This is a genomic window from Falsiroseomonas oryzae (genome assembly GCF_027856955.1).
GTDB classification, from domain to species: Bacteria; Pseudomonadota; Alphaproteobacteria; order Acetobacterales; family Acetobacteraceae; genus Falsiroseomonas; species Falsiroseomonas oryzae.
Genome location: NZ_JAPSMD010000113.1, coordinates 1 through 13,820, shown reverse-complemented (window position 1 = coordinate 13,820; position 13,820 = coordinate 1). Strand labels below are relative to the sequence as shown.

8 protein-coding genes are annotated in these 13,820 nt (G+C 69.1%); 6 read left to right on the top strand and 2 right to left on the bottom strand.

Annotated features, from left to right (window positions below; genetic code table 11):
- Positions 1-559, bottom strand: a 559-nt coding sequence (locus OZN99_RS13210; RefSeq protein ID WP_270935711.1) for a hypothetical protein, incomplete at its 3' end; no start/stop codon positions are given.
- 367 nt (positions 560-926) lie between these two features.
- Positions 927-1,538: a PEP-CTERM sorting domain-containing protein gene (locus OZN99_RS13205; protein ID WP_270935710.1), complete on the bottom strand. Its 612-nt coding sequence runs from the start codon at positions 1,536-1,538 to the stop codon at positions 927-929.
- Positions 1,539-1,706: 168 nt separating this feature from the next.
- On the opposite strand from OZN99_RS13205, the gene OZN99_RS13200 reads away from it, so the two are divergent.
- The 6 genes from OZN99_RS13200 (at position 1,707) to OZN99_RS13175 (ending at position 13,654) form a co-directional block, all read left to right on the top strand.
- On the top strand, positions 1,707-2,852 hold the full coding sequence (locus OZN99_RS13200; protein WP_270935709.1) for a GNAT family N-acetyltransferase: 1,146 nt from the start codon (positions 1,707-1,709) through the stop codon (positions 2,850-2,852).
- A 518-nt stretch (positions 2,853-3,370) separates the two neighbouring features.
- Positions 3,371-3,709, top strand: coding sequence for a helix-turn-helix domain-containing protein (locus OZN99_RS13195; RefSeq protein WP_270935708.1), 339 nt, complete (start codon positions 3,371-3,373; stop codon positions 3,707-3,709).
- A gap of 521 nt (positions 3,710-4,230) precedes the next feature.
- Positions 4,231-4,905 (top strand): PEP-CTERM sorting domain-containing protein, encoded by a 675-nt coding sequence (locus tag OZN99_RS13190; protein WP_270935707.1) that lies wholly within the window; start codon positions 4,231-4,233, stop codon positions 4,903-4,905.
- A 111-nt stretch (positions 4,906-5,016) separates the two neighbouring features.
- Positions 5,017-11,172, top strand: a complete 6,156-nt coding sequence (locus tag OZN99_RS13185; RefSeq protein ID WP_270935706.1) for an SdrD B-like domain-containing protein — start codon at positions 5,017-5,019, stop codon at positions 11,170-11,172.
- Between the two features lie 315 nt (positions 11,173-11,487).
- A complete protein-coding gene (locus OZN99_RS13180) occupies positions 11,488-12,117 on the top strand; it encodes an XrtA/PEP-CTERM system exopolysaccharide export protein (protein ID WP_270935705.1) in 630 nt (209 codons plus the stop codon).
- Between the two features lie 7 nt (positions 12,118-12,124).
- Positions 12,125-13,654: an XrtA system polysaccharide chain length determinant gene (locus tag OZN99_RS13175; RefSeq protein ID WP_270935704.1), complete on the top strand. Its 1,530-nt coding sequence runs from the start codon at positions 12,125-12,127 to the stop codon at positions 13,652-13,654.
- Positions 13,655-13,820: the final 166 nt, after the last annotated feature.

Below are 13,820 nucleotides of genomic sequence, written 5' to 3'. Positions count from 1 at the left end.
CGCGCAGGCGGGCCGGCGCCAGCAACTCGGCCAGGGGGGCGTGCGGCCCGACATCCAGCGCGACGCGCACACGGTCGGCCGGCACCTCGCCGCGCAGGCTGGCGCGGTCGAAGGGGGTGTCGTCGGCGCCGCGCACGAAGGCGATCCGCTGGCCGAGACGGCCGGCGCGGAGGGCGGCGGTGAATCCGAGGCGGGTGGCGACGGCGGCGCCCACCACCGCGAGGGTGACGCCGATCAGGTGGTTCTGCAGGCCGTCCTTCGCCGCAGGGCTGATCAGCCCGAGCACGGGGAGCATGACGAGGAGAAGGAGACCTGCCACGGCGGCGGCGGAGAGGAGGCGGCGCGCGCGGGAAAAGGCCTCAGGCTGGTAGAGCCCGCTGGCGCCGGCGACGATGCCGGACACGACGGTGATCGCGGCGGCCAGCGGACCGCCCTGCTCCACCGGCAGGCCGACCTGCCAGATGAACACGCCGGACACGGCGAGGAAGCACAGCACGGTATCGGCCAGGCAGAGCAGTAGTACGTCCGAACGGACGCTATGCCCGAACAGGCTTGTCATCACGCGAGCCCCCCACAACCCCAGGCTGAAGATCCTGGTGGCGCCTCCTGCGCTCCTCCCGGCCGCGCCGCGAGCCTTCCGTTTTGATTTAACAAAGTATCAAAAGCGGATCAAGGACTTATCTTGCATCCTATGCAAGCGACCCGAATCTCAAGAGCTTGGCGATCCTCGTTCAGTGCGACGTTCACCTCGCCGAAAGCGGCGCGCGCAAAACGCTTACCAAAGATAACGCAGCGGTGGCAGCCATCCGCGGGTTACATTTTACGTAAAGCGTGTCGTTGCCGTTTCGCTGACGTTTCACCCGTGTTTCGTCGAGACGAGCGAATAGGCAGGGGCCGGCAGATCCGGGCAGGTCCTGCCCGCCCGGTCAGGCCATGCGGCGTCGCGCCACGGCGAGTCCCGCAAGGCCGAGTCCAAGAAGGGCGAGCCCGACCGGCTCCGGCACCGGCACCTGGGACGGGGCGATGAAGGTGAAGCTGCCGGCGATGTGGTTTCCCGGGCCGCCGATCTGGTTGAAGTTGGCGAGCAGGCTCATCGTGTTCGCCGACCGCCCGGCCGCGGCCAGGTCGCCGGCCGGGGTGAAGGTTCCCGCCGCGGTCAGCGTCATCTGGTCGAAGAAGGCCAGTGTGGGCAGCGACCTGGCATAGCTGATCGACAGGATCAGCCCGGCGAAGTCGCCCTGGGTTCCGAGCCCGAAGGCGAAGGGCGTGCTGGTCGCCACGACGAAGGGCGAGAAGGTCACCGGCGTGCCGATGGCCACGGCCGGGTTGAAATGGCTGGTGGCCGGCGCGCCGCGCGCGGTCAGCATGCCGGGGTCCGCGTGGATGGTGACGCCGCCGGCGAAGGTGTTGCCGCCGGTAAGCGTCAACTCGCCCATGACCACCGCGCCGTTGCCGGCGATCGGGGACGCGCCGGCCGGGCCTGCGAGGCTCAGGGCGAGGGCTGAAGCGCCCAGCAGCGCGATCTTCGTGAGTTTCATGTCCATCATCCCGTTCAAGCGGCCCCGATGCCCGGCCGGTGCCACCCCTGCAGCAAGATCAATGCCAAAAAAAGAAATACAAGAATCTCAAAAAGATGTCTCGCCGGACGATCTTCGTCGCCGTGAATGTGTCAAAAAATGTGACGTGTCTCCCTGCCAGATCGCCGCTTGGCGCGTCGCGTTTCCGGTGCCGCCGGGCTAGACCGGATCGATCGCTGGTTGTCACCTTCGCTTGAGGCCTCCACCGCCATGCCCACCGAAGTCGACCGCATGCCGGTGCAGAGCTTCGCGGCGCTGGGCGAGGTCTGGCGTGCGCTCGAGGCCGGGGCGCCGCATTCCTTCTTCCAGTCCTGGACGTGGGTCGGTTGCCTGGCGGAGGAGCGCTACCCCGACCCCGTGCTGCTGCAAGCCACGCGAGACGGGCGCATCGTCGGGCTCGCCTTGTTCAACCGCCGCAGCGGCCGGTTGCATCTGGGGGAGACGGGGGAGGCCGAGCGCGACCGGCCCTTCACCGAACACAACGGACCGCTTGCGACGGACCCGGAGGCTGCGGCGGCGCTGCTGCGGGCCGCCATGGCCGCGGGTGGTGCCGGGCTGGTGCTCGGCGGCGTCCCGCCCTCCCTGGTCGAGGCGACGGGGGGCGTCGTCGTGCGGCTGCAGCGCCGTGACGCGCCCTTCGTCGATCTCGACGCCGTCCGGGCGGCCGGCAGCGATCCGCTGGCGCGTCTCAGCGCCAATGCCCGCTACCAGCTTCGCCGCTCGCATCGCTTCTACAAGGGGGATTGGGACCGGCTGGAGGTGGATCGGGCCGGAAGCGTCGCCGAGCTCGACGCTTGGTTCGAAGAACTGGCACGCCTGCACGAGGCGACCTGGTCACGGCGTGGCCGGCCTGGCGCCTTCGCGACTCCGTATCTGCGACGGTTCCATCGGGCGCTGATGGGTCAGGCGCTGGCGCGGGACGAGCTGGACCTGCTTCGGGTGAGCGGGCCCGGGGGGGCTGTCGGATTTCTTTACAATGTTCGGCACCTCCGCGTCGTCTACGCGTATCAGTCCGGGCTCGCCGACCCGACCGGCCAGCCCCATGCGAAACCCGGGCTGACCTGCCACGCCCTCGCCATCGAACTGGCAGCCGGCCGCGGCGACCTGCGCTACGACCTGCTCGCAGGGGACCAGCGCTACAAGCGGAGCCTCGCGGATCGCAGCGTTCCGCTGGTCTGGGCGGAGCTGGCAAGTCCCTTTTCTATAAGGGCTTTTGCAGGTTGTTTGCGCGCGCTGGCCGGGCGCCTGCGCGGCGGGGGAGGTGTGGTCGGGTGACCAGGAAGCACCGGGTCGGAGCCCCTGCGGCCGACATGTAAAGTTATCCGACGCCTTGCCCTGCCACCTGGCTCGCGCGTCGCCGGGGAGGCCCGGGCGAGCCGTGTGTCATGTCGCGACGACAGGATCCTGACGTTGAACTGTCGCAACACCTTACACTTTCATACAGTCACGCCGCCCGGCTCCGCGCAATGTTTTGATTTCGCCGCACTTCTTGTCTGGCACCGATCTTGCTGTTCCTCACTACGGAGCCGGATCACGGCCCTTGCCCGTGTGGAAGAGCCGAACGGAGGAGGCGCCATGCCCGTCATCAGCAGTCGAGCAGCCCTTTCGGATCGTGGTCCAGTCGGGGTCGTCTCCTGTCTGCGGGGATCCAGCCGATGAGCCTTCCAGACGATTTCGGAGGCGGGCAGGGCTTCCTGGAGAGCACGAGCGATGCCGCATCGGAGCGGTCGACGCGGCCGCTTCCCGCTGTCCTCGTGCCGCCCCGTGCGGCGAACAAGCGATCCCCGACAGGGATGGACGCCGCGGTCGGCCGTCGGATCCGCGACCACCGCATTGCCGCGGGCATGGCGCTTGGCGAACTGAGCAGCCGGGTGGGCGTCTCCCAGCCGCAGCTCTACCGCTATGAAGCCGGGCTTACGCGGGTGGCGGCGAGCCGGCTCATCATGATCGCGGAGGTGCTCGGCATCTCGGTCGAGGCGCTGACCGGCAGCGGCGCCTCGGCGGGGCAGCCGCGCCCGACGGGCAGCGCCGAGATCGACGTTCTGCTTCGCGCGTTCAACAACATCGGCCAGCCTGAACGCCGCATGGCGTTGATTGCGCTGGCACGGTCGATGGCCGACACGGACGGCTAGGTCCGGGCACGCCCCGGCCCTGCCAACCCAGCGATTCGTGCCCCGGCCTGAACGGGGCGCCTGTGGGCCTGCGCGATCGCGGTGCCTTCAGCAGCGGCGTGAAGGCCGGCCCGTGCGGGGCGGCGCGCCGACATTGGCTGTCTTCGGCATGTGATCCTTCGGGATGGCGCGCCAGGCGCGGCCGTGGCGCTGCGCCCGCACGGGCCTGCGGCGCGCTTCGGGCGACCCGCAACCCAGGAACGGGGGATCTCGGCAGCGGGCACGGCGGCTTGGTCGCGCGATGCCTTAAATTCAACATGAGAAAGATTTTTTACGAGTTGTCCATAATTTTTACACTTCTCTACCTTCGTGGTGCGCCGCTTCGCCGCACGTGAAGGCAAATCAATCAGTTACGATAGTGGCACGAGCTTTGCTAATTGTCGGCCCGGTCGAGGTCGCCTTGCACCCTGCATGACCCCTCGACATTGCTTAATCGGAATATTCCGATTTAGACATTTTGTGCTTGGGTTGGGAGAGGCGTGATGCGTGAACTGTTTGGTCGAGGGGCAAAGGTGGTGGCGGCGGCCTGCGTCGCCCTGGCGCTCGCCGCGCCCGCCGGCGCGGCAACCCTGAACTGGTCGATCGGCCAGCAGTGGACGTCGCTGGACGGCAACCTCCGCTTCACCGCCGAGGGCTGCGGCACCTTCGGGCCGATCAGCTGCGCCAGCATCGACATCGTCGAGACGCAACGCGGCTTCATCCTGACCGGCGACAACGGGGCGCCACTGCTCAACGCCACGCAGGCCACCGGCCTGCTGGACTACCTGCTCGACATCCGCGTCGAGCGCCTGGGCGGCCCGCCGCTCGAGATGTGGACGCTGGCCTTCGACGCCGCCATCACCGAGGACGGATTCGCGTCCATCGGCGAGGCGGTGGGCACGCCGCCCGCCAATGTCGGCAGCCTCGGCGCGCTGAATGTCGAACTCGACAGCGCCTTCAGCATCCCGACCGCGACGCTGACCTTCCTGTCGCAGAACAGCCTGATCCTGACCAAGGACATCAAGGCCGACCCCGGCCTGGATGGTACCGCCGTGATCTTCAGCGTCACCCAGGTGGCCGTGCCCGAGCCCGCCAGCCTGGCGGCCTTCGGCGCCGCGCTGGTCGGTCTGGCGGGCCTGCATGGCCGCCGCCGGCGCAAGGCCGCCCGCGCCGCCTGACGTCTTCGCAAACCGAATTGCATGGCGGCCCCGCAGGACGACTGCGGGGCCGCGCCGGGAGACTGCTGCCTTGCGCGCAGAGGGCGTCGGGCAGGCTGAGTGGAGGAAAGCATGACGGTCACCATCACCACGCGCGACGATTTCGCCGATGTCGTCGACGAGGGCCTGCTGTTCTCCGACATCACCGTCACGCAGACCGCGACCGTGCTCGGCGCGGGCCGCGTCAACCCGTTCATCACCGATGCCGGTGCCGGCGCCACGCCGGTGGCCTTCCCCTTCGCCTCCGCCGCCGGGCTGCGCTGGAGCGGCTTCTCCGCCTCGGCGATCGGCCCGGGCACCAACCTCGCCATCGTGATCGACTACAACGTGACGGCGCAGGACCCGCTGCAGCTGATCGACGGCATCCTGAATTCCGCCTTCGTCGCCGACACCACGGTGCGGCCGGGCACCTCGCTGCGCGTGGTGCAGGAGATCTTCAACGAGACGGGCACGCTGGTGGCGCGCAGCACGACGGCGGTGGGCAACGGCGCCAACGACCGCAGCGACCCGGCCTTCGAGGGCGACGACTTCAACATCTCCGCCGGCAATGTCGGCGGCAGCTTCTCGGTGCGCACCAGCATCGTGCTGGACGTCGCCGCCACGGCGCCGACCACCTCGCGCATCTCCTTCAGCTCGGTGGACCAGGTGTACAGCCTGGGCGATGCGGCGGCGCTCGGCGACCGTGCCTGGATCGACGCGAACGGCAACGGCCAGCAGGATGACGGCGAGGCCGGGCTGGCGAACGTGACCGTCAGGCTGCTCGACGCCTTCGGGGAGGTGGTGGACACCACCCAGACTGATGCGGACGGCAACTACGCCTTCACCAATCTCCCGCCCGGGATCTACAGCGTCGAGTTCGTCACCCCGCAGGGCTATGCGCTGACCTCCGCCGATGCGCCCGGCAGCGACGCGGTGGACAGCGACGCCAATGCGGCGACCGGCCGCACCGGGACCTACACGCTCGTCGCGGGCGACTTCAACCGAACGGTGGATGCGGGCTTCGTCATCCCCGTGGCGCTGGCCTCGCTGGGCGACTTCGTGTGGCTGGACGCGAACGGCAACGGCGTGCAGGACGACGGCGAGGCCGGCGTGCAGGGCGTGACGGTGGAGCTGCTGGACGCCACCAACACGGTGGTCGGCACCGACGTGACGGACAGCCTGGGCGGCTATCTGTTCGAGGGGCTGACGCCCGGCAGCTACAGCGTGCGCTTCGTCCGGCCCGACGGCTATGCGTTCACGCAGACTGACCAGGGCGGCGACGACGCCGACGACAGCGACGCGAATGCCGCGACGGGCCTGACCGGCACCTACACCCTGGCCGCCGGCGATGCCGAGCGCACGGTCGATGCGGGGCTCTACATCCCCGTCGTGATCGGCGACCGCGTGTGGGAGGACGCCAATGCCAACGGCGTGCAGGATGACGGCGAGACCGGCATCGAAGGCGCCACCGTGATCCTGCGCGACGGCGTGGGCAACCAGGTGGCGACCGACGTCACCGACAGCCTGGGAGGCTACCTGTTCGAGGGGCTGGCGCCCGGCTCCTACTACGTGGATTTCGAGACGCCGGCCGGCGGCTACGTCCGCACCGCCGCCAATGTCGGCGACGACGCGAAGGACAGCGACGCGGACGGGCCGGACAGCGCCTCTCCCGTCAGGTCCTATGTCTCGGGAGAGGACGACCGCTCGATCGATGCGGGCTACTACCGCCCGGCCTCGCTGGGCGACTTCGTGTGGCTGGACGCGAACGGCAACGGCGTGCAGGACGACGGGGAGGCCGGCGTCCAGGGCGTGACGGTGGAGCTGCTGGACGCCACCAACACGGTGGTCGGCACCGACGTGACGGACAGCCTGGGCGGCTATCTGTTCGAGGGGCTGACGCCCGGCAGCTACAGCGTGCGCTTCGTCCGGCCCGACGGCTATGCGATCACGCAGGCCGACCAGGGCGGCGACGACGCCGACGACAGTGACGCGAATGCCGCGACGGGCCTGACCGGTACCTACACGCTGGCTTCCGGCGATGCCGAGCGCACGGTCGATGCGGGGCTGGTGCGCCTGACGCCGACCATCTCCATCGTCAAGGATACCAACGGCTCCGACGGGCCGGTCTTCCTGGCGGGCTCGACCGTCACCTGGACCTATAAGGTCTCCACGGCGGGACCCGGCCCGATCGCGAACATTGCCGTCTCGGACGATGTCGAGGGCGCGATCACCAGCTTCCTGGGCGGCGACACCAACAGCAATGGCAAGTTGGACGTCGGTGAGCTCTGGACCTACGAGAAGACCGGCGTGGCCGTGCTCGGCCCCTACGCGAACCTGGCGACCGTGACCGGCCTCTACACCGACGGCCTCGGCAACGAGACGCCGGTGACGGCGCAGGACCCCAGCGCCTATGTCGGCGTGCGGCCCGCCATCGACATCGAGAAGGAGATCTGGAACGGGTCCGAGTGGGTCGATGCCGATACGCTCGCCACGGCGCCGACGCTGCTGTTCGGCACCAACCCGCTCTACCGCTTCGTGGTGACCAACACCGGGCCGGTCGCGCTGACCGGCGTTGAGGTCTCCGACCCGATGTTCGACCTGAACGGGTCGGATCCGGGCGTCACGCGCTTCATCGGTGACCTGGCGGCCGGGGCGGCGACGGCCTTCCAGGTGAGCGGCACGCACCAGGTAGGCCAGATCACCAACACCGCCTCGGTCACCGGCGACTTCACCGACGGCTTCGGCAATTCCACCACCGTCGGCGACAGCGACATCGCGATCTATGTCGGCGACGAGCGCACCACGACGGACGCGCTGCCGGGCATCGGCATCGTCAAGACGACCAGCGGCAACGGCCTGCTGGCCGGCAGCACGGACGGGATCACGCTGCTCGAAGGGTCCACGGTCACCTGGTTCTACCAGGTGACCAATACCGGCAACGTGGCACTCTCCGGCGTCACGGTGCACGACGACAACGGCACGGCCGGCAACACCTCGGACGACTTCGCGCCGAGCTTCATCGGCGGCGACGCCAATGGCAACACGCTGCTCGATCTCGGCGAGACCTGGACGTACAGCGCACCGGGCACGGCCGTGGTCGGTGCCTATGCCAATATCGGCCTGGCGCGCGGGATCTATGTGAACGGGCTGGTGACGCAGAACGTCACGGCGACCGACCCGAGCAACTATCTCGGCGTGAAGCCGCTGGTGGACATCGAGAAGCTGATCAAGGGCAGCGCCGGCTTCGTCGATGCCGACACCGCGGCGGATGCGGTGACGCTGCTGCAGGGCAGCAACCCGATCTACCGCTTCGTGGTGACCAACACCGGCACGGTGACGCTGACCAACCTGGTGGTGTCCGACCCGACGCTCGACCTGAACGGCGCGGCGCCCGGCACGACGGTGACGATCGCGAGCCTCGGGGTCGGGCAGAGCACGTCCTTCGACGTGACCGGCATGTGGCAGTCCGGCCAGGTGACCAACACCGCCGCGGTCACCACGACCTACACCGATCCGTTCGGCAATTCGCGCACCGTCTCGGATCGCGACGATGCGGTCTATGTCGGGCAGATCCCGCCGCGTCCGGGTATCGACCTGCAGAAGACGACGAGCGGGCCGAGCAACAGCAATCCGATCGCGGCGGACTACGACAACGAGGACACGGCGAGCGGCGTGGGGGTTCCGATCCTGACGCCGGGCTCGAAGGTGACCTGGACGTATCGGGTGGAGAACACCGGGAACACGGCGATCGCGGCGTCGGACATCGTGCTGGTGGACGACAACGGCACGCCGGGGGACCTGTCGGACGACCTGTCGATCGCCAATGGCCGGATCACGCTGGCCAGCCGGCCGGTGGGCGATGCGGACAACGTGCTGGAGGCCGGGGAGGTCTGGCTCTACGAGGCGACCGACGTGGTGAAGACCCTGGGCGGGCTGGGGGCGGTCACCACCATCAACCTCGAGGGCTCGTCGGCACTGGACGGGACGGACGGCAATGTCCGGACCTTCAACGCGGGCGGCATCGCGGTGAAGGCGAGTGCCTTCAGCCGCGACGACGCCGGGACGTGGCAGACCGGGTTCCTCGGCGCCTTCGGCGGCGGTCTCGGCGTGACGGATCGGAGCGAGGGCAATGGCAGCGGCGACACGCACACGGTCGACAACATCGGCCGCGACAACTACGTGGCGTTCCACTTCGACCGGCAGGTCGTGGTGGACGAGGCCTTCCTGGGCTACGTGGTGGGCGACAGCGACATCTCGGTCTGGATCGGCAACACGACGACGCCGTTCAGCGGGACGCTGACGCTGAACGACTCGGTGCTGGCCGGGCTGGGCTTCACCGAGGTGAACGACACGACGAGTTCGAAGGCGCGTTGGGCGAACATCAACGCCGGCAACGTGGCGGGCAACGTGCTGGTGATCGCCGCCTCGACGGCCGACCACACGCCGGAGGACCGCTTCAAGATCGAGCTGCTGAAGGTGCAGGCGGTCGTGCCGGGCGGCGTCTATGGCAACACCGCGACCATCACCGTCCCGGGTGCCACCGACTCCGACATGAGCCACTACAAGACGGCCGTCGTGACGCCGCGTCCCGGGATCGACCTGCAGAAGACGACGAGCGGGCCGAGCAACAGCAATCCGATCGCGGCGGACTACGACAACGAGGACACGGCGAACGGCGTGGGAGTTCCGATCCTGACGCCGGGCTCGAAGGTGACCTGGACGTATCGGGTTGAGAACACCGGGAACACGGCGATCGCGGCGTCGGACATCGTGCTGGTGGACGACAACGGCACGCCGGGGGACCTGTCGGACGACCTGTCGATCGCCAATGGCCGGATCACGCTGGCCAGCCGGCCGGTGGGCGATGCGGACAACGTGCTGGAGGCCGGGGAGGTCTGGCTCTACCAGGCGACCGACGTGGTGAAGAACCTGGGGGGGCTGGGGGCGGTCACCACCATCAACCTCGAGGGCTCGTCGGCACTGGACGGGACGGACGGCAACGTCCGGACCTTCAACGCGGGCGGCATCGAGGTGAAGGCGAGCGCCTTCAGCCGCGACGATGCCGGGACGTGGCAGACCGGGTTCCTCGGCGCCTTCGGCGGCGGTCTCGGCGTGACGGATCGGAGCGAGGGCAATGGCAGCGGCGACACGCACACGGTCGACAACATCGGCCGCGACAACTACGTGGCGTTCCACTTCGACCGGCAGGTCGTGGTGGACGAGGCCTTCCTGGGCTACGTGGTGGGCGACAGCGACATCTCGGTCTGGATCGGCAACACGACGACGCCGTTCAGCGGGACGCTGACGCTGAACGACTCGGTGCTGGCCGGGCTGGGCTTCACCGAGGTGAACGACACGACGAGTTCGAGCGCGCGCTGGGCGAACATCAACGCCGGCAACGTGGCGGGCAACGTGCTGGTGATCGCCGCCTCGACGGCCGACCACACGCCGGAGGACCGCTTCAAGATCGAGCTGCTGAAGGTGCAGGCGGTCGTGCCGGGCGGCGTCTATGGCAACACCGCGACCATCACCGTCCCGGGCGCCACCGACTCCGACATGAGCCACTATGAGACCGGCAGCTTCACCCCGATCGCGGGGCCTGGCGTCGGCACCCCCGGCTTCTGGGGCGCCAGCAGCTGGCGCGACTTCTGGGACGGCGATGCCTCCGCCCCGCGCCAGGCCGGCACGGCAGGTTTCCCGGGCGCGGACGTGCTGTTCCAGGCCTATGGCGCCTCCGGCCCCATCGATCCGGTCGGCAACGTCAACCGGGTGGGCGTGCTGGTGGGCGACTACAACAGGAACGGTCGCACGGACGGAAATGAAGAAACAATATTCTATACCATTTCCGAGGCGCTTGCGATCATCAACGCGTCCAACACCACCATGGGCAGCGATGCCCGGTTCATCCTGGACCGCCAGCTGCTGGCGACCTGGCTGAACTACATGGCCGGCAACCCGCTGACCGACCCGTCGAACGATCCGTCGGTCCGGGATGCCCGGGATGCGGTGGACTTCGCGATCGACTGGCTGCAGCGCCACACGCCGGACGAGAACGGCGACGGGGCCGGCGACGGCAGCCTGACGCTGAACGCCTCGAGCTTCCGGGTGCCGTCCAGCGCCACCGCCTGGAACAGCACCTTGGGGGGCATTCCGGCCGGCAACACGATCAAGGACTGGCTGGATGAGTACAACAACGGCGGGACGATCGGCGGCGTCCAGATCGCCTTCGATCGCGACAGCGTGATGTGAGCCTCGTCTGCCCCAATGCCCGGTCCGGGCCGCTGGCTCGGTCCGGGCAATGACAGGGTTGACAGGCCAGGAACGTCCCGGTGCCGAGATTTGTGCAAATTTGTCGACGGCAGCCGGCGATGTTGCGTTGCGGCAACACGTCTTTCCTGGTTCGCGTGAACCGAATCCGGCACATGTCGTGCCGACCTGATCGCCGGCGAGGCACTTGAGCCTGCTATTATTCTGCCGCCGAATGCGCTAAAGGTCGCGCCAGAAGCAACCGCCGGGCGTGTGCGCCCTGGGGCCGGGTGTCTCATGATTACACGGAGGCAGGGCATGGCGCCACATTCGTTCCGCATGGCCGGCCTGTGCGCCCTGGGGCTTGGCCTGCTGCTCGGCGCCTGCGCGCCGACGCTCCCGCCGCCATCGCCCAGCGCCGCGGCGCCGGCGGAGGTTGCGTCGGACTACGTGATCGGCCCGGGCGACAGCCTCTCCGTCTTCGTCTATCGCGCGCCCGAGCTGAGCATGGCGGTGCCGGTTCGCCCGGACGGGCGGATCTCCCTGCCTCTCGTGGACGACATCGTGGCCGCCGGCCGAACGCCGGTCGAGCTGGCCCGCCAGCTTGAAGACCGCCTTAAGGAGTATGTGCGAGAGCCGAACGTCACGGTGATCGTGCAGAGCTTCGTGGGCCCCACCAACCGCCAGATCCGCATCGTCGGGGAGGCGGCGCAGCCGCGCAGCATTTCCTTCCGGGAGGGCATGACGGTGCTGGATGCGCTGATCGAGGCGGGCGGCCTGACCCGCTTCGCCTCCGGCAACCGGGCGCGGCTCATCCGGCGCGAGGCCAACGGCCAGCAGAGCGTCTTCAACCTGCGCCTGAACGACCTGCTGCGGGACGGCGACGTCTCCCAGGACGTGGCGTTGCGGCCCGGCGATACGCTGGTGATCCCGCAGGGCTGGTTCTGAGGGCGCGATGCACGTCATCCTCCTCCAGCTCCGGCACTATGCGATCGGGGGTTGGCGTCACCGCTGGAAGGCGCTGATGCTGGCCTGGGTGATCTGCCTGGGCGGCTGGTTCTACGCCTACAGCCTGCCGAACCAATACCGGTCCAGCGCGCGGATCTACGCCGACGCCGACATCATCCTGAGCCAGCTGCTGAGCGGCCTGGCGGTGGACAGCCGCCCCGGCAGCCAGGTGGAACTGCTGCAGCGCACGCTGCTGAGCCGCCCGAACATGGAACGCGTCGCGGCGCGCACCGGGCTCGACCTGCGCGCCACCACGGTGGCGGGGCGCGACGCGCTGCTTACGAACCTCGCGGCGAACATCCGGATCGCCGCGCAGACGCGCAACCTGTTCACCATCACCTATACCGACACCGACCCGCGCATGGCGCAGGACGTCGTCCAGACCGTGCTGACCATGTTCATGGAGCAGGCGACGGCGAACGACCGTGTGCAGATGGAGAACGCGCGGAACTTCATCAACCAGCAGATCGCCTCCTACGAGGCGCAGCTGCGGGAGGCGGAGCAGCGCCGCGCCGAGTTCCGCGCCCGCTACGCCGAGCTGCTGCCGGGCGATGCCGGCGTCTCCGGGCTGGAATCGGCTCGCGGGAGGCTGCTGAACACGCGCGACAACCTCGAGGACGCGATCCAGCGGCGCGAGATGCTGCGCCAGCAGCTTGAGGTGACGCCCCAGACCCTGCGGCTGCCGGATGGCAGCAGCGCCGACCCGCGGGTGATCGCGGCGGAACAGCAGCTGCGCGAGCTGCGCCTGCGCTTCACGGACAGCCACCCGGCCGTGGTGGCGGCGCGCAACGAGCTGAACGAGCTCCGTGCCAACCCCGGCCCGAGGCCGGGCGCGGCGAACATCCCGCGCGCCCAGGGCGGCACCGGCATCCCGAACCCGCTCTACGAGCAGTTGCGCGTGCGCCTGCTCGACACCGAGACGCAGATCGCGTCCTTCCAGCGCACGATCCGGCAGGAGGAGATGCAGATCGGCCGGATGGAGGCGCTGGCGCGCACCGCGCCGCAGTTGCAGGCGCAGTTCATGGCGCTGGACCGCGACTACAACGTGCTGCGCCGCCAGCACGAGGAGCTGCTCGGCCGCCGCGAATCCGTGCTGCTGGCCGGCGCGGCGCGGGTCGGCGCCGACCGCGTGCGGCTGGAGATCGTGGACCCGCCGGTGCTGCCGACCGACCCGATCGGACCGAATCGCGTGATCATCGCCTCCGGCGCGCTGGCCGCGGGCATCGGCGCGGGCGTGGTGCTCGCCTTCCTGTTCGTGCAGCTCGACCGCAGCTTCTACACCGTGCACGACCTGCGGAAGCTGGGCCTGCCGGTGATCGGCAGCATTTCCTCCACCTTGCCGGTGCGCAGCGAGGTGCTGGCCGTCATCGTCTTCGCCTTCGGCGTCGCCGGCCTGCTTGCGGCCTACGGCATCGTCACCGCGGGGGGACCAGCCTTGATCGCCCGATTGCCCGAGCTGGTTGCGAGGTTCACGTGACGGCGTCGCCCTCCTCCCGCCATCTCGTCGAGCGCGCGATGGAGGCGCTGCAGGGCGCGGCCGCGCCCGATCCGCGCCCGCGCATGACGCCCGTGGCGGAGGCGCCGTCGGCGGCCAATGCCGCGCCCGCCAACACCGCGCCTGCCCAGGCGGCGCCCGAGCCGCA